Below are 18,981 nucleotides of genomic sequence, written 5' to 3'. Positions count from 1 at the left end.
TGGAGGCGAAGCAAAGTGAACGGTAAAAGGAGATTGACATCCGTGTGGCAAATAGGAGAAACCGAGAAATCGGTTTCAACCAACCAAAGTGGGAAATATACAATTTTACACTTAAAATAATAGAACCAAGCAAAACACACAAAAAACTTTACAGAAAGTCATTGGGGTTCTGGAAACGGAGAAATCCGCGGAAAGAAGAAACCAAGGGCTTACGGAGAATGCCTTGGTGCCAACAGGCGAAGAAGGACGCAACAAGCTGCGAAAAGCCTCGGAGAGCTGCAAGTGAGCTAAGACCCGGGGGTATCCGAATGGGGTAACCTGATTCCGGTAATACGGAATCGACCTTATCTGAATACATAGGATAAGGAACGCGACACCCGCTGAAGTGAAACATCTCAGTAAGCGGAGGAAAAGAAAGAGAAATCGATACCGTAAGTAGTGGCGAGCGAAAGCGGTAGAGCCCAAACCGAAGGTACTCCTTCGGGGTTGTAGGACCTCGACAAACTCGACCATTGATCATAGTTTAACTACCTGGAAAGGTAGGCCGGAGAGAGTGAAAGCCTCGTGAGCGAAATGACCAGTGGGAGTAAGAGGAATCCTGAGTAATACACCACACGTGGAACGGTGTATGAATCCGCGCGGACCACCGCGCAAGGCTAAATACTAGTTGGCGACCGATAGTGAACAAGTACCGCGAGGGAAAGGTGAAAAGAACCGCTGTGAGCGGAGTGAAATAGAACCTGAAACCGTAAGTCTACAAAGTGTCAGAGCCGTAAAGGCGATGGCGTGCCTTTTGTTTAATGAGTCTGCGAGTCAGTGTTCGTGGCAAGACTAAATCCTTCCGGGATGGAGTCGTAGCGAAAGCGAGTCCGAAAAGGGCGTTAAGTCGCGGGTACTGGACCCGAAGCGGAGGTGACCTACCCTTGACCAGGTTGAAGCATAGGTAAAACTATGTGGAGGACCGAACAGGTGAACGTTGAAAAGTTCTCTGATGAGTTGAGGGTAGGAGTGAAAGGCTAATCAAACCCCGTGATAGCTGGTTCTCTCCGAAATGCATTTAGGTGCAGCGTCATATGCTGATGCGCGGGGGTAAAGCACTGACAAGGCTAGGGGGCACACCCGCTTACCAAACCTTATCAAACTCTGAATACCGCGCAATGGAATATGGCAGTGAGACAGTGGGGGATAAGCTTCATTGTCGAAAGGGAAACAGCCCAGACCAGCAGCTAAGGTGCCAAAATAACGCTCAGTGGAAAGGATGTGGGATTACACAGACAGTGAGGATGTTGGCTTAGAAGCAGCCACCATTTAAAAAATGCGTAATAGCTTACTCATCGAGTGATCCTGCGCCGAAAATGATTGGCGATAAGCGTTATACCGAAGCTCTGGACTTTATCGTAAGATAGAGTGGTAGGAGAGCGTTGAATGTACGTAGAAGGGGGATGGCGACTGAACCTGGAGAGCATTCAAGTGAGTATGCAGACATTAGTAACGTAAAGACATGTTAAATACATGTCCGCCGTAAACCCGAGGTTTCCAGGGCAACGATGTACGTCCCTGGGTTAGCCGGGACCTAAGCCGAGGCCGAGAGGCGTAGGCGATGGACATCAGGTTAATAATCCTGAGCTTCCGACCCTTAAAGCAGGAGGACGCATGAGAAGAGATCACCAGGTAAACGAATTCCGAGTGGAGGCTTCGGCCGAAACGCATGATCAAATCGAGTGCCAAGAAAAGCCCTGCCGTATGCTAAGGAACCCGTACCGTAAACCGACACAGGTGGGTGGGTAGAATATACCAAGGCGCAAGAGTGAAACCTAGTTAAGGAACTCGGCAAATTAGCCCCGTAACTTCGGAAGAAGGGGTGCCTGAGAGATCAGGCCGCAGAGAAATGGCCCAACCGACTGTTTATCAAAAACACAGCACTCTGCAAAGACGCAAGTCGAAGTATAGGGTGTGACACGTGACCAATGCCGAAAGATTAAGGCAAGGGGTTAGCGCAAGCGAAGCTCTGAACCCAAGTCCCGGTGAATGTCGGCCGTAACTATAACGGTCCTAAGGTAGCGAAATTCCTTGTCGGGTAAGTTCCGACCTGCACGAATCGTGAAACGAGTTGGGCACTGTCTCAACTAGGCGCTCAGTGAAATTGTAGTGGCGGTGAAGATGCCGCCTACCCGCAGAAGGACGGAAAGACCCTATAGACCTTAACTGTAAGCTGTCATTGTTTCTTCGGTCGCAATGCTCAGAGTAAGTGGGAGACTATGAAGGTTGGCTTTAGGGCCCGCCAGAGTCGCCAATGAGACACCACCCTTTGAGATTGGAGAATCTAACCATAAGCCGTGAAACCGGCAATGGGACCGTGTCAGCCGGTCAGTTTTACTGGGGCGGTATCCTCCCAAAAAGTAACGGAGGAGTGCGAAGGTGCGTTCAGCTCGGTCTGCAACCGAGTGTCGAGTGCATGGGCATAAACGCGCCTAACTGCGAGACCAACAAGTCGAGCAGATGCGAAAGCAGGCCCAAGTGATCCGGCGGTAGAAAGTGGAATTGCCGTCGCTCAACGGATAAAAGGTACCTTAGGGATAACAGGCTGATCACGCCCAAGAGTTCATATCGACGGCGTGGTTTGGCACCTCGATGTCGGCTCGTCGCATCCTGGGGCTGGAGAAGGTCCCAAGGGTCCGGCTGTTCGCCGGTTAAAGCGGCACGCGAGCTGGGTTCAGAACGTCGCGAGACAGTTCGGTCCTCTATCCTCTGTGGGCGTTGGAAAATTGAGGGGTTCAGACCTTAGTACGAGAGGACCGGGTCTGACGCACCACTGGTGCATCGGTTGTACTGTCAAGTGCATGGCCGAGTAGCTAAGTGCGGAAGGAATAAGCGCTGAAAGCATCTAAGCGCCAAGTCCATCCCAAGATGAGTTTTCCCTATAGGTTCGTGGAAGACGACCACGTTGATAGGTCATAGGTGGAAGTGCAGTAATGCATTAAGCCGAGTGATACTAATCACCGATTGACTTCTTTTCACCATGAACCTCAATGACGACTCTGTCAAAGAAAGTAACGCCAAGTTCAATATTAAACACTACATGCCACACGGATGTCAGCCTCCTCATACGAGCCTGAAGACAACAACATAACATCCCCGCACATACCAATGACTCCCGGATAGGCAGCCCTCAACAAGCTGAAACCCGGTGGTCACAGCGCAGTGGTCCCACCCGGTCCCGTTCCGAACCCGGAAGTGAAACGCTGCCGCGCCGATGGTAGTCGGACGACAGGTCCCGCGAGAGTAGGTCGCCGCCGGGATGTTATATGAAGCCCCGCTTGCTTAATTGCATGCGGGGCTTCTTCGTTTCCGCTCATCACCGCAATCGCCGCCCTTTACCATGACTACGTCATGCTGCCAGGGGGAGTGGAATGATGAACGCAACAAGTGTCAGGTTGAATGAGACTGGTTGCTGAAGATTGTGAAGATAAAAAAGAGCGAATGGTATTACCCTTTCGCTCTTTGCTTTTGTTGATGTGGCGCGGTTGGTGTCAGACCGTCGCTGCGGTTGCCTTGCGACGGCGGCGGATTGCCCATCCGATAAGGCCGAGAAGGCTGATGGCTGCACTGGTGGGTTCCGGTATGGGGCTCCCGCTGCGGCGCTGGTGGGCTGCTGTTGTGAGCGCTTGCAGGTCCGTGGCGTTGATGACCGTGCTGTCGGTCCACATGTTGTAGACGTAGACGTTGTCGAGGGCGTAGCAGCCCTGATTGCCGTTGTCGGTTGTGCCGCTGACGGGGCCGAGTCCCAAGACGCCGTTGCCGAGAGGGTTGCCGTTGTTGTGGGCGATGAGTGAGCCGTTGTTGAGCATGGTGCCCGTGCCGTTTGCATAGAAGAATGTTCCGATGCGTTGTCCGTCCGCAGTTTGCCGGTGCATGCCAAATGCTACAGTGGTGTGTGCGTAGGTGCTGAGGTTGACGGTGCCCATGGCATAGGTGGAGACGATGCCGGCCGAGTTTCTCCAGAAGCCCTGTACGATGACTTTGTCGAGTCCTTGGCTGGTGTCAATGGCGACACTCCATGTGGAGTTGGCTCATGTGAAGTCGGTGGAGGCGAGGGTTTGCCAGCCGTTGCGGACGGTGAGGTTTTTCAGCCCCATGATGAAGGCAAAGCCTTGTCCGCGTCCCTGTCCGGTTCGTATTGCGGTGTTTTGACGGTGCCGTGAAAGTCGATTTGTGTGAGGCGGGTGTTGTCGATCACAAGGTCACCTTCATTGACTTTGGCATTGATGAGGGTGAAGGGGGAGTTCGATGGAGTGTTGTTCAGGAGTTCGTGTGCTTGACCCGGTGCGGATGGACTGGGAAAGTTGTCCCATCCACCGCGATATTCGTAGTTGATTGCTCCGTAGCTCATGCCTGTGATGGCGGTGAGCAATACGCCTGTTGTGACCGCGTGTGAGAGGTTCATTGCAATGTGTTGCAGAAGGCAATGATGCGGAGTTCAGTGGTTTTATTGAGAAAGGTAGGGGTCGGATAGCCTAATAGGCAGGATTGTGGTGTTTGTCCACATTTTTCGATTGATTGCCAATTTGGTGCAATGGCGTTTTCTGCCTGTTATTCCGCAACGATGGTGCGGTTGAGCATGAGGCGGAAGCCTGCCGCAGGGCTTTGGGTGTCGGGCGGTACTGGGATGCGGGCGCTGTTGTTCAGTTGCGCCGGGCGGAATGATTCGTAGCTGCCACCGCGAAGGACTCCATGGTTGCGGAACCGGAAGTCGCGAGGGCCGCCGTAGTTGTCGGAGACCCATTCCTGTACGTTGCCCGCCAAGTCGTGCAGGCCGATTTCGTTGCCTGGATAGGAGGCGACGGGAGCGGTGTATGGGTAGCCGTCGCGGTAGTTGGGGATGGTGCGTGAGGTGGGGATGAGGGGAATGGCGCTTTGGTCTGCAAAGTTGCCTGTGCTTGCGAGCGGAGGCCAGCGTGTGCCCCATGGGTAGGAGTTGGCGTTGCCTGCGGGGTTTTTCTGCCGCTGGTATGGGGTTTGTCCCTGTTCGGAGGTGAGGCCGACCATGAGGCTCCATTCCGCGTCGGTGGGGAGCTGGTATTGGTCGTTGGCTTCGATGATGCCTTTTTCACGTTCCGTTTTGGTGAGCCAGGCAGCGAAGTCGAGAGCTTGTTGCCGGTTGACGTTGACGACGGGATGGTGAGGGTTCTGGTCGAAGGGTGGCGCGGGAGGCGCAGCGGTTTTGGAGTCGTTCAGGTAGGTCTGATAGTCGGAGAGGCGTACTTCGGTAGCTCCGGCGAGCTGATTGGCGTTGATGGGGATGAAGCGCATGCCGAGGCTGTTGATCCATTCCTGCCCGAAGACGACGGAGTTGTTGGGTTCCAGCCGGAGGGAGAGGATGAGGTCTTTGGGGGAGAGTCCGCTTTTCCGTATTGTGGTGTAGCCGGGAAGTTTGAATTCGAGGAGGTATGGGGCGAGCGGGACTCGGACGTTTTGCATGGGCGTGACGCCCAGCATTTGCCCGTTGAGGGTGACGACGGCTCCGGCCGGGTTGGTGAGCAGGGTGATGGGGGTTTTGCGTACGGGGCTGGCGACGAGTCTGTAGGCTTGCAGTTTGCTGTTTTCGGCTTCTTGGCCTTTTTCAGCGATGGCGTTGATGGAGTGGTCGTGGCCAATGATACCTTCGCGTTCGCACTGGGAGGTGAGCCAGAGGGTGTAGGCGCTGATGGCTTCCGGGGTGGTGCGGATGATGTCCGATCCCTGTATGGTTTCGCTTGGCGGCTGTTTGTCCTGCGGCAGGGTGGCAGTGAAGTTTTTGAATTGCGCGGCTGTGACAGGGGTGGAAGCGACGTGTTCGTTGCCGGAGGGGGCGTAGACGGTTCCGGTGATGTCTTTCCATTCTTTGCCGCGTTGTGGCGGGTTGTATGGTTTCAGGTCGCCGCCGAGGGCGAGGACGCCGCCGCCCGGTATGATGCCTGTTTCGTGTTTGTCGGCATAGCCGTCTTTGCGGAGTGTGAAGGAGACTCGGTTGCCTGTCGGTTGTGCTATGGGGCCGTACGGGGTTTCGTCCAGGTATTTGCCGGAGGAGGTGTAGATGGATGCTCCCGGCGGGAAGCTGGTGATGTAGAGGGTGCCTTCTTCGAGGTTGTCCTTGGAGATTTGGGGCTGGATCGGTGCGGGCGCCGGTTGTTGCGGTGCGCCGGGTTTGGTTTCGAGCAGGCTGCCGGCCGTTTCTATGATGCGCGGGAGGATGTATTGGAGGAGGGGTGCATGGTAGATGATGGCGAAGGTGATTCCGATGCCCATGAGGGTGCCGAAGGTGGCAATGCCCCACGGGAAGCCTTTTTTGCCCGGTTTTTTGGTTTTGCCGGCAATTTTTTTGCGGAGCTGCTGAGGGGCGTAGGTGCGGAGTTCGTCGATGGCTTCCGCGAGTTGTTCGGCAGTGGTGATGGTGCTGGCGTCGAGGCGCGGTTCAGCGGCGGCGCAGATGATTTCATTGAAGGCGAGCCATTTTTTGCGTGGGGTGCCTTCGGGTAGTTCGTCGGGTAGTTCGGGGAAGTCGAGGCGGTCGCGGCCGGTGGTGATTTCGTAGAGGACTTTGGCGAGGGCGTATACGTCCGCTCGCGGGGTACCCGGTCCTTCGGGGGGGATGAATCCTTCAGTGCCGACGAAGCTGCGCTGGTCCGCCGGGGCGACGAGGCCGATGTCGGCGAGTTTGGGGCGGCCGTTGACGAAGACGACGTTGGCGGGTTTGACGTCGCGGTGGGTGAGGGCTTCGCTGTGGAGGTAGAAGAGAGCGTGAGCGAGCTGGCTGCCGACTTCGATGCAGTAGTCGAGCGGCATGGGGCGGTTGCCGTAGAGTTGTTTGTCGCTGCGGAGGGTGCGGGGGGTGTAGCCTTCGGGGTTGATGTTGATGCCGGTTTGGGCATCATCCGCCAGTTCCATGACGTAGTAATAGAAGGGGGTGGGCTCGTTTTTCTGGCCGACATGGAGGATGTGGACGAGTCCGGGGTGGTTGCGGGCGAGGGGTTCGTAGTTGAGGATTCCTTCGAATTCGCGGATGAAGGAGCGTTCGTCGTCAAAGTCTTCACGCCATACGATTTTGACGGCGCGGTAGGCTCCGGTGAGGGAGCGGGCGAGCCAGACTTCTCCATAGGCTCCGCTGCCGATTTGCCGGACGATGGTGTAGTCCGGGATTTCGGGGGGAGTGCCTGCGGAGCGGCGAGGCGCTCCGAGGCGGCAGAGGTTGAGGCTGGCGGTGGTTTCGCTCAAGGCGTTGGGGTGCGTGAGGTGGTTTCCGAAGAGGGCCGGGTGATGTGTCGACCCTCTTCGGATGCGGGTGGTTATTTGATGACTCCGAGTTCTTTGCCTGCTTTGCAGAAGGCGTCGATGGCTTTGTCGAGCTGTTCGATGCTGTGGCAGGCGGAGATTTGAGTGCGGATGCGGGCTTTGCCTTTGGGGACGACGGGGTAGAAGAAGCCCATGGCGTAGACTCCGTGTTTGAGGAGGAGTTCGGACATTTTTTGGGAGAGGGCGGCGTCTCCGAGCATGACGGGGGAGATGGGGTGGTCTTTGCCGGAGATGGTGAAGCCCGCTTCGGTCATGGCTTTGCGGAAGTACTGGGCGTTGGTTTCGACGCGGTCGCGGTATTCGGTGGAGCCTTCGAGGATGTCGAGTACCTTGAGGGTGGCGGCAGCGATGGCGGGCATGATGCTGTTGGAGAAGAGGTAGGGGCGGGAGCGCTGGCGGAGGATTTCGATGATTTCCTTCGGGCCTGAGGTGTAGCCGCCAGAGGCTCCGCCGAGGGCTTTGCCGAGGGTGCCGGTGGTGATGTCTATCTGGCCGAAGATGCCGCAATGTTCATGGGTGCCGCGGCCTGTTTTGCCGAGGAAGCCGGTGGCGTGGCATTCGTCGAAGTGGACGAGGGCTCCGTATTGTTTTGCCAGTTCGTGAATTTTGTCGAGCTGGGCGATGATGCCGTCCATGGAGAAGACGCCGTCTGTGGAGATGAGTTTGATTTTGGCTCCGTTGGCATCGGCTTCCTTGAGTTTGTTTTCAAGGTCTTCCATGTTGTTGTTTTCGTAGCGGTAGCGCTTGGCCTTGCAGAGGCGTACGCCGTCGATGATAGAGGCATGGTTGAGGGAGTCGGAGATGATGGCGTCTTCTTCTCCGAGGAGGGATTCGAAGAGGCCCCCGTTGGCATCGAAGCAGGAGCCGTAGAGGATGGTGTCCTCGGTGCCGAGGAAGGCGCTGAGGCGTTCTTCGAGGGTGCGGTGAAGGGTTTGGGTACCGCAGATGAAGCGGACGGAGGCCATGCCGAAGCCCCAGCGGTCGATGGCTTCCTGGGCGGCTTTCATGACTTCGGGGTGGTTGGCGAGGCCGAGGTAGTTGTTGGCGCACATGTTGATGACGGAGGATCCGTCCTTGAGCGTGACCTGGGAGTATTGCTGGGAGTCGATGAAGCGTTCGCTTTTGTAAAGGCCTTCGTTTTTGAGGCTTTCGAGAGTGTCGACGAGCTTGTTTTTGAATTCGGGGGTAAACATAAGCTGATGGATTTTGTCCGGTGGAAAGTATATCATTTGGAGGTGGCATGTCAATGCGGAACGGGGAAACGAGGCACCGTATGGGGCGGGATACTTTTTTGCCCGCGTTCATGATATGGGGTTGACGGTTGCAGGGTGTCCCGGTAGAATGAGAGTACGATCCGGGGCGATCCCGGGCGTATTATTGTTTCCGATATGAAGACACCCGTCACTATCACTGTTACCGGTGCAGCTGGGCAGATTGCCTATTCGCTGCTTTTCCGCATCGCTTCCGGCTCCATGCTCGGCTGCGATCAGCCCGTCAATCTCCGCCTTCTTGAAATCGAGCCCGCCATGAAGGCTCTGAACGGCGTGGTGATGGAGCTTCAGGACTGCGCTTTCCCGCTTGTGAATGATATCGTGGCTACCTGCGATCCCGATGAGGCTTTCAAGGACGCGAACTGGTGCATTCTCGTGGGTTCCGTGCCTCGCAAGGCCGGTATGGAGCGCAAGGATCTTCTGAGCATCAACGGTAAGCTGTTCATTGGACAGGGCAAGTCCATCGCCGCCAATGCAGCCAAGGATGTGCGTGTGTTCGTGGTGGGCAATCCCTGCAATACGAATGCGCTAATCGCGATGAAGAATGCCGCTGGCGTGCCGAACGATCGTTTCTTCGCCATGACCCGCCTCGACGAGAACCGCGCGAAGAGCCAGCTTGCCGATAAGGCCGGTGTGCATGTTTCCCGCGTGACGAATATGGCGATTTGGGGCAATCATTCCGCGACGCAGTATCCGGACTGGACGAATGCCAAGATCGACGGCAAGCCTGTGACGGATTTGATTTCCGATATGGATTGGCTGAAGGGTGAGTTCATTACGACGGTGCAGCAGCGCGGCGCCGCCATTATCGCTGCCCGTGGCCTTTCTTCCGCCGCTTCCGCCGCGAATGCCGCCGTGGATACGGTGCGCAGCCTGAGCTTCCCGACGCCTGAAGGCGATTGGCATTCCGTGGCCGTCTGTTCCGACGGTTCGTACGGTATCGAAGCCGGTATTATCTGTTCTTTCCCGATTCGTACGAAGGAAGACGGCAGCTGGGAGATCGTTCAGGGTCTTCCGATCGATGCTTTCTCCCGCGAGAAGATCGACGCTACCGTGAACGAGCTTCTCGAAGAGAAGGCCGCCGTTTCCGATATTCTGTAAGGGGTTCGGATTATTCTTTTCCGATTTTCAGGGCGAGTCCGGGTGACTCGCCCTTTTTCGTGTGTGGCCGGGGAGGTGCGGTTGGAGGAAATCCGGGCGTCAGCGTGTTGGCTGTTTGAGGAGTTCGAAGTAGTGGAGGTCGAATGTTTGGCCGTCTTTGACGGCGGCCCGGTGCATGATGCCGCAGCGGATGAATCCGTTTTTCTCCAGTACCCGCATGGAGGCGCGGTTGTAGTCGAAGACGGGGGCGAAGATGCGGTTGATGCGCGTGGCGCGGAAGAGGTGGGCGCAGGTGGCGGCGATGATTTCGCTCATGAGGCCTTGCCCCCAGTATGGTTCGCCGAGCCAGTAGCCGAGTTCGGCATTGTACCGCTGGATGTCGGTGAGGAAGTCGATGCCGACGCCTCCAACGGCCTGCCCATCGATGACGATGGCGAGGTTTTCGATTTCGGGTTCGCTCAGGGTGTAGCCGATGTAGGCGCGCGCATCTTCTTCAGTGTAGGGGTGAGGGAAGCAGTCGCGTACGTTGCGCCAGATGCGGATGTTGTCGGCATGCCGCGCCAGCGAGGGGGCATCTTCCGCCCGCCATGGGCGCAGGGTGAATCGGTCGGTGGTGATTTGCATGAGGTTCAGGAGCCGTGGGCAAAGGCGGAGGGGTGGAGGGTTCGCAGGCCCGGTGCAGGCTGCATCGAGGTGTTCGGATGTTCGACGACGAGAGCGTGCCGTGTTTTGCCGACGGTGTCGAGTTTGCCGGATGTATTACAGACGCAGGAGGTGAAGATGGCGATGAGCAACATGGCAGGCCAACTTTTCAGAATCGTTTGCATAGATGGAATGTTTGGCAGTTTGGTAGTGTTCACTCAGTTTTTATTTCGATGCTTGTTGAATGGCATATCCCACGACCCCTCCCATGGTTGCTATGACTGAGCAAGGGATGTCTACTGCGATAAATAATATGGCGACCAAAGGAGTACGTAGAATGTTGCCATTTGTACGATGCATTTCCGCCGGATCGATTTGGCTGAATGAGCGGGATAATGTCTTTTGGTGAGGGATGGCGATGGTGCGGAAGGGTGTGTGTTCGAAGGTGGCGGCAGGGATCCATGGAGTATCCGGCGTCAGGACGAAGGAAATAGGTGCCGTGGTCGTTATTTTTCTTTTTGTTTGTCCCTGTAGCAATTGAAGGTTAGCGTTTTCGGAGATGGATATTTGATGGTAGCCTCTGGTGGGTGTTCCTCGCGCTTGTATTGTGTTGGCGAGATTGGGTTCAGTTCCTGTTTTCCAAAGATAGTTGATCGTATGCGCTGTTGTTTCGTAGATGCATGCTTCTCCTTTAATGTAGTATTTGTTGTTTTGGCTGTACAGGTGTGTTTTTTCGGTGATGCACCATATTGTTTGAGTTTTGCCGACGGTATCAAGTTTGCCGGATGTGTTGCAGACGCAGGAAGGGAGGAAGATCAGGCCTGTAATGGATGAGAAGATGAGGGTTGTTTTCATGAGGAAGGGTTGGGTTTATTTGCGGGCGTAAAAGACGGTGAAGTGGCAGTATTTGTAGATGCAGTCCACATGAGGGAAGCCGGCGTCGCGCAGCCATTGGAGTTGTTCTTCCATGGTGGACGGGTCGTCGCAGAGGATGCGCTCGTAGGCTTTGGCGATCTGGTCGGGCGGCAGGCCGCTTCGTTCGACACTTTGTTTCCACAGGGCACTATGCATGGTTTCGATGTCGGGCGACGGGCTGAGGGCTTGGTCGGCATTGATGAAGATGCCTCTGGGGGCAAGGAGGGTGTGGACGGTTTTGTAGAGTGCGGCTTTGTTTTGTGCCGGAAGGTGGTGGATGGAAAGGGCGGAGATGACGAGGTCGAAGGTGTCGTCCTGCCAGTCGTGCCGTGTGTAGTCTCCGAGGATGTAGCGGATGTTGCCGTTTTCGGCGAAGCGTTGGCGGGCCATGCCGAGCATTTGGTCGGAGAGGTCGATGAGGGTCAGGCGGGCCTGCGGGTAGCGGGCAAGCAGGAGGGCGGAGAAGAGCCCGGTGCCGCATCCGATGTCGAGTGTGCGTATGGGGGCGTCGGCCGGGTAGGGCAGGGTGTCTAAAGCGAGGCCGTAGTAATCGTCGAAGCAGGGGATGAGCTGGCGGCGTTGCCGGTCATAGTCTTTCGCGATGGCGTCGAATTGTGCCTTGATGTTCACTGTCGCGCAGTGTAGCAAGATTGAGAGTCGTCTGCAAGTGCGAGGATGAGTGTGCAGATCATGCTTCAGATTTGATCCGGGGTGCTGAGGGGCGGATGGGAACGAGGCGTGTGAGGCAGGCAGTTCGAACGGTGAGTGTACCGCGCAGGGGTATGAGAGCGGAGCGGTTATGCCGGGTGGGTTAGAGGCCTTGTGGGACGAGTCCGAGTGTGTTGATGGTTTCGTTGATGTATTGAAGGGATTCGTGGACTTTCAATACTTCGGTGTAGTCCCAGCAGATGAGGCGTTCCCGTATGTCGCGGAGGGCGGCGGTTTCCCGTTTGATTTTTTCGATTTGCCTGCTGTCGCTGACGGCGACAATGCCTTGGACAGCATTGTTGCCGGAGGCTTTCATGAGGTTCATGATGAGGCTGTCGATGGAGCCGGATGTCTGGACTTCAAAGACGTAGATGATGCGCCCCATGTTGCCGATGGTTGCTTCCCACGCGGTGTCGACGACGGCTCCGGCAGCCACTTTTTTTTCGATTTCGGCACGGAAGCCGAGGAAGCGGCCAATGTCCGCCAGTTTGTCGCGGATGTCGTTATGGATGAAGGCGGATTCCTTGGCGGTTGCCGGGAGTTTTTCGGGGTGTTTGGCTTGAGCCGTTTCGATTTCCGGAGCCTGTTGAAGGTCGTGCCAGATGAAGGTGTTCAGGGTGAGCATGTCGCGGATGATCCGGTTGCCGTGCTGTTTGGCGAAGGCGAGGATGTCGCGGCCTTGGGCGGAGAGGTGGGCATAGGTTTTGCCCGTGAGGGAGGATTCGTAGCGCGGGATGCCTGTTATTTGAAGCAAGGTGAATCCGTTGTGGGTTTTCCGGTTCCAGAGGAGGTATTGTTCGGGGTGGGTTTTGCAGAGGAGTTCGCTCATCATTGCGGGGCCGATGCCTTTGATTTTCTCCCGAAATTCGTCCCAGCGTTTTTCGATGGAGTCTTCTCCGTAGATCAGGTTGGCAAGATGCTTGCGGAGCAGGGGCATGCCGTTGGATGCGATGATGTTGTCGATCTGGTAATGTTTGTTGCCCCACATGAGCATGGCCCAGAGGGGTGAGAGGTAGTCGTACAGTTCCTCTTCGGTGAGGGCAAGCAGCCGTTCTTTGGTGTAGCTGCGGGTTTGGGCGGCAGACGTTTCGCGGTCTTCCTGTTCAACAACGGCTTGCGGATGGGTGGTCATCCAGCGGTCGAAGTCGGTGAGGGTTTGGGTGAGGAGGTGTGTGTTCATGAGCGGAGCGAGAGTTATTTTCCGAGGCAGAATTGGGAGAAGATGGCGGTGAGGATGTCTTCGGTGTCGATGCGGCCGGTGATGGCGCCGAGGTGGTCGAGGGCTTCGCGGAGGTCGAGGGCGGTGTATTCGGGGGAGTCTCCGGCGAGGATGGAGGCGCGTGCCGCTTCGAGGGAGGCGACGGTTTGTTTGAGGGCGTGCTGGTGGCGGGCGTTGATGGCGGCGAGTTCGTGGCCGGGGGTGAGGGTTTCGCCGCTGAGGAAGGCGGAGACCATGCGTTGTTCGAGGTCGTGTTTTCCGGTTCCGGTGAGGCAGGAGTATGGGATGGCTTCGATGCCTTCCCATGCCGGGTGGGTGCCGAGGTCGGTTTTGTTGAGGATGAGGAGGTGGATGCGCGGCGTTTCGGGAAGGGGGATGCGCCGGGGAGGCTGGGTGGCATCCGCGATTTCGAGGACGAGGTCGGCTTCGGCTCCGGCGCGGAGGGTGCGGGCGATGCCGGCCTGCTCGATGGTGTCTTCGGTGTGGTGGATGCCTGCGGTGTCGATGAGGCGGAGGGCGAGGCCGCCGATGTGGACGGTTTCTTCGATGGTGTCGCGTGTGGTGCCGGCGATGTCGCTGACGATGGCGCGTTCGTAGCCGAGGAGGCTGTTGAGGAGGCTGGATTTGCCGACGTTGGGTTCTCCGATGATGGCGGTGCGGATGCCTTCGCGGAGGAGGCGGCCCTGTTCGGCGGTTTGCAGGAGGGTGTCGAGGTTTTCGCGGATGCGGGCGATGCCGTCGGCGAGCTGTCCGGCGGTGTCCGGCGAGATGTCTTCTTCGGGGAAGTCGATGTAGGCTTCGAGGTGGGCGGTGATGCCGATGAGGGCGGAGGCCTGTTTCTGGATGCGCTGTCCGATGGCGCCTTCGAGCTGGTTCTGGGCGGCGCGGAGGGCGAGGTCGCTTCCGGCGGAGATGATGTCCATGACGGCTTCGGCCTGTGTGAGGTCGAGTTTGCCGTTGAGGAAGGCGCGCTGTGTGTATTCGCCGGGGGCTGCGGGTTCGGCTCCGGCTTCGAGGATGCGGTCGAGGATGCGGCGGGTGACGAGGTGTCCGCCGTGGCAGGTGATTTCGACGGTGTTTTCTCCGGTGAAGCTGGCGGGGGCTTGGTAGTAGGTGGTGACGGTGCGGTCGATGATGTTGCCGTCCCTGTCGCGGATGGCGGCGAGGGTGGCGCGGCGCGGCTGGAGGGTTTTGCCTGCGATGCGTTCGAGGATGGGGAGGGAGTCGGGGCCGCTGATGCGGATGGTTGCAAGTGCGCCGATTCCCGGGGCGGTGGCAAGGGCGGCGATGGTGGTGGTGTGCTGGTGTGCGTTCACGAAGGAGGCGTGTGGCGGGTGCGAGGTTGTTGCCATGGGTTGACAGGCCGATTGAAGGATAGTGCGTTCGGTGGGGTTTGTCAATGTCGTTGTCGGGGCGTCACGCGTCTGCCGTTCCGTGATCGAGGGGCAGGTGTTGTGTGTCCGGGTTGATGTCCATTTCCATGCGTATGTTGCCGCGGGCGTAGGTGTGGCGGTTCGTACCGGTTTCCCTGAATCCCAATTTGCTGTAGAGGCGTATGGCCGGTTCGAGTATGGTGTTGCTTTCCAGAAAGAGTTTCCGGGCTCCAAGTTCGCTGGCTTTGGCGATGACCGTTTGGCACAGGAGTTCTCCGATGCCTTTTCCCTGTGTTTTGGCGCTGACGGCGAGTTTGGCCAGTTCGTAGCCGTGGATGGAGTCGTGCATTTTGCATAATGCGCATACGCCTACCGGGTCATCGCCGTCCAATGCGATGAAGATGTGGCCTCCTTTGTCCAGTATGTATTCCTGAGGCGAGTTGACGGTATGGAGGTCGGCTTCTTCCATGTTCCAGTGGGCGGTGATCCATGCTTCGGTGAGGGTTTTGAATGCGGGCTGGTAACATGGTGCGTAGGGGACGATTCGTATGTTTTTCCGTTCTCTGGCTTTTCGTTCGTCTTTGACGCGCTGCAGCAGCGATTTTTCTTCCAGCAGGTTTTCCCATTCTTCGATGGCTTGCCAGAGGTCGTTTCGGGTTTGCCGGGTGATTTGTTCGATGGCCGCCGTGACGTCGATGCATTGCTGCATCAGTGAGTGCGAGATTTTTTTGCCCCGAGCCGTCAGTTGGACGACATTTCTTCGGGCATCGTTTGTGTCCCGGGTGGTTTCTGTAAGCCCTTTCGCTGCCATTTCCTGAATGATTTTGCTGACGGAGGGGTGGGTATGGCCGATTTCCCGGGCGATCGAGGTGACCGTTTGCGGTTTGTCCTGAGAGAGCAGGAAGAAGACAGGGAACCATTTGGGCTTGAGGTCGATCCCGAACATGGCGTAGATGGCGGCGGCGTCTGCGGTGACTTTGTCCGTCAATATCCGCAATCTGCTGCCGATGGCCAATTTCCCCGTTTGATGAAAGAAGTCCATGATGTCTTTTTGTGTTACTTATTACGTAATCGGTTACGGAATTATGCCTATCCGGCTTTTTCTTGCAAGAAAAAACTGGCGGAATTTTTGGCCGGGGAGCGGAGTATGGCTCTGTTCAATAATGTGGCGGATGAGCCGGTTCGTTTCCGGATCCCGGCATCAAGTCGAGGTGATTTCCTCAAAGAAGCCTCCGCCGCGGAGTTGTTCGCCGCGTTCGGCATCCGGTTCGTAGAAGGCGCAGACCTGCCCGAGGGCAAGGGCGCGGACGGGCTGGTCGAAGTCGAGGCGTACTTTGTCTTCGGCAATGTAGGTGCAGGCGGCGTGTACGGCGGGAGCTCGGTAGCGGGGCTGCGCCATGACGCGGGGCGGGAGGGGAAGGCGGGTGTTGGCGACGGTGCCGACGATGGCGCTGCGGGCGTACAGTCCCCGTGTGTCGTCTCCTTCGTAGCCGATGATGAGGCGGTTGTTCGGGATGTCTTTGCCGATGACGACGTAGGCGATGCCTTCGCGCGGGGAGGCGACTCCGTGGCCTTTGCGCTGGCCCATGGTGAAGAGGTGCAGGCCTTTGTGTCTGCCGAGGATGCGGCCCTGCGCGTCGATGATGTCGCCGGGGTTGTCGGGCAGGTAGTGGCGGAGGAAGTCGCTCATTTTGACCTGGCCGATGAAGCAGATGCCCTGGCTGTCTTTTTTGGCTGCGGTGGGGAGGCCGCATTCGCGGGCGATTTCGCGTACCTGGGGTTTGAGGAGGCCTCCGATGGGGAAGAGGGCGCGGTCGATCTGCTCCGGCCGCATGAGGGAGAGGAAGTAGGATTGGTCTTTGTTCGGATCAAGGCCGCGCATGATCCATGAGCGGTTTTCTTCGTCGGTGCGGATGCGGGCATAGTGTCCGGTGGCGAGTTGGTCGAAGCCTTGTTCGCGGGCGTAGTCGAGGAAGACGCCGAATTTCATTTCTCGGTTGCACATGACGTCCGGGTTCGGTGTCGTACCGTTGCGGTAGCCTTCGATGAGGTAGTTGACGATGCGTTCGCGGTATTGTTCGACGAGGTCGACGACGCGGAATTCGATGCCGAGGCGGGTGCAGACGCCGAGGGCGTCTTCGATGTCCTGTTCCCACGGGCATTCTCCGGGGATGTTTTCGTCGTTGATCCAGTTTTTCATGTAGGCCGCGACGACTTCGTGGCCTTCCCGGACGAGGAGGGCGGCGGCGGCGGAGCTGTCTACTCCGCCCGAGAGGGCGACGAGGATGCGTGACATGTCAGGATGCGGTGCGGAGGTGGTTCAGGATGGTTTCGGCGGTTTCCTGCGGGGTGGTTGCCGATGATGTGTGGATGGGCGTGAGCCATGTTTCGCGGCGCAGCCAGGTGCGCTGGCGTTTGGCGTATTGCCGGGTGGCGAGGGCGATGGCAGCGGCTGTTTCCTCAAGGGTGGCGGAGCCGTCGAGGTGGGTCCGGATTTGTTTGAGGCCGAGGGTTTGTGCGGCGGTGGGAGAGAGGGAGCCGAGCGAGCGTACTTCGTCGATAGCTCTGTGTGCGAGCATGGCTTCGCTTCGCCGGGCGATGCGGCGGTCGAGGTCTTCGGTTTCACGGACGATGGCGAATCCGGGGCCGAATGGTTCGGGTTGCCAGTTTTTGCGCCAGTGGGAGAGCGGTTGGCCTCCGAGGATGACGATTTCGAGGTTGCGGATGAGGTAGCGCGGGTTTTGGAGGTCGGTGGCGGCGGCTCCTTCGGGGTCGAGTGTCTGCAGGTGCGCGGCGAGTTCTTCGAGCGGTGTGTTTTCCAGTTCGGCGCGCAGGGCGGGATCGGATGGAGGCGCGGGGGAGATGCCGTGGGAGAGGAATTTGAGGTAGAGTCCGGATCCTCCGACGATGACGGCGCGGTTGCCGCGAGATGCGATGCCTTGCAGGACGGGCTGTGCGGCATGGTAGTGCGAGGCCGCGTCCCACGCGGTGTCGGGCGTCAGGATGCCGACGAGGTGGTGAGGGATTCGGGCGCGGTCTTCTGCGGTGGGAGCGGCAGTCAGGATGTCCATGCCCCGGTAGATCTGGTAGGCGTCCGCACTGACGATTTCCGCACCGATGCGTTCCGCCACTTCGAGGGCGACGGCGGATTTCCCGGAGCCGGTCGGCCCGGCGATGAAGATCGGCGCGCGGGAGGTCATGGCTTGTTGTCGGGGGGCATGCGCACTTCGCTGTCGAGGCGCTCCGCGAGCCATTGTTTCATCATGCTCTGGTAGTTCAGGTAGCGCGACCGGGCGACGCGTTTGATGCGGGCGAGCATGCGGGGGTCGAAGCGCAGAGTGATGGTGGTGGATTCGCGGGTATCCGGTACGATGCGGGAATTGTCCATGAGCTTGTGGTCGAGCTCTGTTGCGTTCCAGTATGCGGCCTCATCCCGGGAGTCGGCGAAGGCAGGGACGTCTTTCCACTGTTTGAGCTGGTTCATCAGATGTCGGCGTGTTTGCGGTTGTAGTAGTGCTGTTCGGCGTCGGTCATTTCCCGGATGCCGACGACGCGCGCCGTTTTGCCGTTGCTCCAGTAGACGATGAGGAGAGGGCGGCCCTTGAGTGTTTTGGCGAGGCAGAAGTAGCGCGCATCTTTTGTCCATGCAACATCGTCCGGCATCAGGCGAATGCCGAACGGGTCTTCAAAGCATTCTTCGATTTCCTGCGGGGTGTACCGGACGGGGTCGAAGACGAGTTGTTGCAGGTCGAGTTCCATGAGGTTACGGATATTTGGTGGCAGGGCCGTATTGGTTTGGGCCGGATTTGCTGTCCATCAGGGTCATGACGAGAAGGATGATGGGGCCGACGGCGGGAATGAGTCCCAGAAAGTAACATGCGCCGGAATAGCCTGCATCGTGCAATCTGCGCCAAGTGACGGCGAGGCTTGGGACGATGAGTGCAAGCCAGCAAAGGCCGAAGAGGAACCATGCCGCGTCTCCCAGTATGGGGAAGAGCAAGCAGATGATGAATGAGATGAGGAAGGTGACAAGTGCAAATGACCAGTATTCTGCACGCGTGGCACGACCGGAGAAGGTGGCGTACAGGGATATGCACTGTGCAAAATAACCGAAGGGTGAACGTTTTTGGGGCAGGAAGAGTCGTCCACATGCAGCACAGCGAGAGCAGCCGAAGTCGACGGGGCGTTTGCAATCCGGGCAATAGCTGCCATTGGCGGAGAAGCGTGCTGCCGGAGTCGGAGTGGAGGCCAGGATTTGGATGATGGGGATCCATGTGGCGGCTCCGCTGGCGGCGACGAGTGTTTGCGGTGTGATGACGTTTTGCGCGAGCAGTGCTTTCAGTTGTTCCAGAGAGAACGGGCCTTGCGGGGTATTGGTGGCGTCGAGGTAATAGTAGTTCATGTGTTTAATGGTGGGGGTGGA

17 protein-coding genes and 2 rRNA genes are annotated in these 18,981 nt (G+C 57.7%); 3 read left to right on the top strand and 16 right to left on the bottom strand.

The annotated features are described in order from the left end of the window. Nucleotides 1-191 precede the first annotated feature (191 nt). Both PYTT_RS04910 and rrf read left to right on the top strand, forming a co-directional pair. Nucleotides 192-3,016 (top strand): 23S ribosomal RNA (locus PYTT_RS04910). Nucleotides 3,017-3,183: 167 nt separating this feature from the next. After that, nucleotides 3,184-3,299, top strand: a 5S ribosomal RNA gene (rrf, locus tag PYTT_RS04905). Between the two features lie 231 nt (nucleotides 3,300-3,530). Here the strand turns inward: rrf and PYTT_RS04900 are convergent. The 4 genes from PYTT_RS04900 to kbl form a co-directional block, all read right to left on the bottom strand. Beyond that, nucleotides 3,531-3,965, bottom strand: coding sequence for a PEP-CTERM sorting domain-containing protein (locus tag PYTT_RS04900; protein WP_067773036.1), 435 nt, complete (start codon nucleotides 3,963-3,965; stop codon nucleotides 3,531-3,533). 161 nt (nucleotides 3,966-4,126) lie between these two features. Beyond that, the gene (locus PYTT_RS04895; RefSeq protein ID WP_156850324.1) at nucleotides 4,127-4,390 is read right to left on the bottom strand and encodes a hypothetical protein; all 264 of its coding nucleotides are present in this window, start codon (nucleotides 4,388-4,390) and stop codon (nucleotides 4,127-4,129) included. 200 nt (nucleotides 4,391-4,590) lie between these two features. Beyond that, the gene (locus PYTT_RS04890) at nucleotides 4,591-7,251 is read right to left on the bottom strand and encodes a bifunctional serine/threonine-protein kinase/formylglycine-generating enzyme family protein (protein WP_067773043.1); all 2,661 of its coding nucleotides are present in this window, start codon (nucleotides 7,249-7,251) and stop codon (nucleotides 4,591-4,593) included. Nucleotides 7,252-7,322: 71 nt separating this feature from the next. Continuing rightward, nucleotides 7,323-8,522, bottom strand: coding sequence for a glycine C-acetyltransferase (gene kbl, locus PYTT_RS04885; protein WP_067773045.1), 1,200 nt, complete (start codon nucleotides 8,520-8,522; stop codon nucleotides 7,323-7,325). Between the two features lie 195 nt (nucleotides 8,523-8,717). Between kbl and PYTT_RS04880 the strand changes: the two genes are divergently transcribed. Next, nucleotides 8,718-9,701 (top strand): malate dehydrogenase, encoded by a 984-nt coding sequence (locus tag PYTT_RS04880; RefSeq protein WP_067773048.1) that lies wholly within the window; start codon nucleotides 8,718-8,720, stop codon nucleotides 9,699-9,701. A 99-nt stretch (nucleotides 9,702-9,800) separates the two neighbouring features. Here PYTT_RS04880 and PYTT_RS04875 read toward each other — a convergent pair whose 3' ends face one another. The 12 genes from PYTT_RS04875 to PYTT_RS12960 form a co-directional block, all read right to left on the bottom strand. Then, entirely contained in the window at nucleotides 9,801-10,325 is a 525-nt protein-coding gene (locus tag PYTT_RS04875) for a GNAT family N-acetyltransferase (RefSeq protein WP_067773051.1), read from the bottom strand. A gap of 5 nt (nucleotides 10,326-10,330) precedes the next feature. Then, complete coding sequence (locus PYTT_RS04870) at nucleotides 10,331-10,528, bottom strand: hypothetical protein (protein WP_067773054.1); 198 nt, start codon at nucleotides 10,526-10,528, stop codon at nucleotides 10,331-10,333. Nucleotides 10,529-10,568: 40 nt separating this feature from the next. Beyond that, complete coding sequence (locus tag PYTT_RS04865; RefSeq protein WP_067773057.1) at nucleotides 10,569-11,198, bottom strand: hypothetical protein; 630 nt, start codon at nucleotides 11,196-11,198, stop codon at nucleotides 10,569-10,571. Between the two features lie 15 nt (nucleotides 11,199-11,213). Next, nucleotides 11,214-11,888, bottom strand: coding sequence for a class I SAM-dependent methyltransferase (locus PYTT_RS04860; RefSeq protein ID WP_067773060.1), 675 nt, complete (start codon nucleotides 11,886-11,888; stop codon nucleotides 11,214-11,216). Between the two features lie 181 nt (nucleotides 11,889-12,069). Further along, entirely contained in the window at nucleotides 12,070-13,146 is a 1,077-nt protein-coding gene (locus tag PYTT_RS04855; protein ID WP_067773063.1) for a hypothetical protein, read from the bottom strand. 14 nt (nucleotides 13,147-13,160) lie between these two features. Continuing rightward, nucleotides 13,161-14,537: a tRNA uridine-5-carboxymethylaminomethyl(34) synthesis GTPase MnmE gene (gene mnmE, locus PYTT_RS04850; RefSeq protein WP_067773066.1), complete on the bottom strand. Its 1,377-nt coding sequence runs from the start codon at nucleotides 14,535-14,537 to the stop codon at nucleotides 13,161-13,163. 64 nt (nucleotides 14,538-14,601) lie between these two features. Continuing rightward, nucleotides 14,602-15,600 (bottom strand): bifunctional helix-turn-helix transcriptional regulator/GNAT family N-acetyltransferase, encoded by a 999-nt coding sequence (locus tag PYTT_RS04845; protein ID WP_067773069.1) that lies wholly within the window; start codon nucleotides 15,598-15,600, stop codon nucleotides 14,602-14,604. A 159-nt stretch (nucleotides 15,601-15,759) separates the two neighbouring features. After that, entirely contained in the window at nucleotides 15,760-16,854 is a 1,095-nt protein-coding gene (mnmA, locus tag PYTT_RS04840) for a tRNA 2-thiouridine(34) synthase MnmA (protein ID WP_067773073.1), read from the bottom strand. A 1-nt stretch (nucleotide 16,855) separates the two neighbouring features. After that, nucleotides 16,856-17,758: a tRNA (adenosine(37)-N6)-dimethylallyltransferase MiaA gene (gene miaA / locus PYTT_RS04835; protein ID WP_067773076.1), complete on the bottom strand. Its 903-nt coding sequence runs from the start codon at nucleotides 17,756-17,758 to the stop codon at nucleotides 16,856-16,858. After that, nucleotides 17,755-18,042: a CopG family antitoxin gene (locus tag PYTT_RS04830; RefSeq protein WP_067773079.1), complete on the bottom strand. Its 288-nt coding sequence runs from the start codon at nucleotides 18,040-18,042 to the stop codon at nucleotides 17,755-17,757. The genes miaA and PYTT_RS04830 overlap by 4 nt, the downstream gene beginning before the upstream one ends. Continuing rightward, nucleotides 18,042-18,317 carry a BrnT family toxin gene (locus PYTT_RS04825; RefSeq protein WP_067773082.1) on the bottom strand — a complete coding sequence of 92 codons (276 nt, stop codon included), beginning with the start codon at nucleotides 18,315-18,317 and terminating at the stop codon, nucleotides 18,042-18,044. The genes PYTT_RS04830 and PYTT_RS04825 overlap by 1 nt, the downstream gene beginning before the upstream one ends. Nucleotides 18,318-18,321: 4 nt before the next feature. Beyond that, a complete protein-coding gene (locus tag PYTT_RS12960) occupies nucleotides 18,322-18,960 on the bottom strand; it encodes a DUF805 domain-containing protein (protein WP_083076451.1) in 639 nt (212 codons plus the stop codon). Nucleotides 18,961-18,981 lie beyond the last annotated feature (21 nt).

It is taken from the genome of Neoakkermansia glycaniphila, from assembly GCF_900097105.1.
Taxonomy (GTDB): Bacteria; Verrucomicrobiota; Verrucomicrobiia; order Verrucomicrobiales; family Akkermansiaceae; genus Akkermansia; species Akkermansia glycaniphila.
This window is presented reverse-complemented; position numbering and strand designations above follow the sequence as displayed.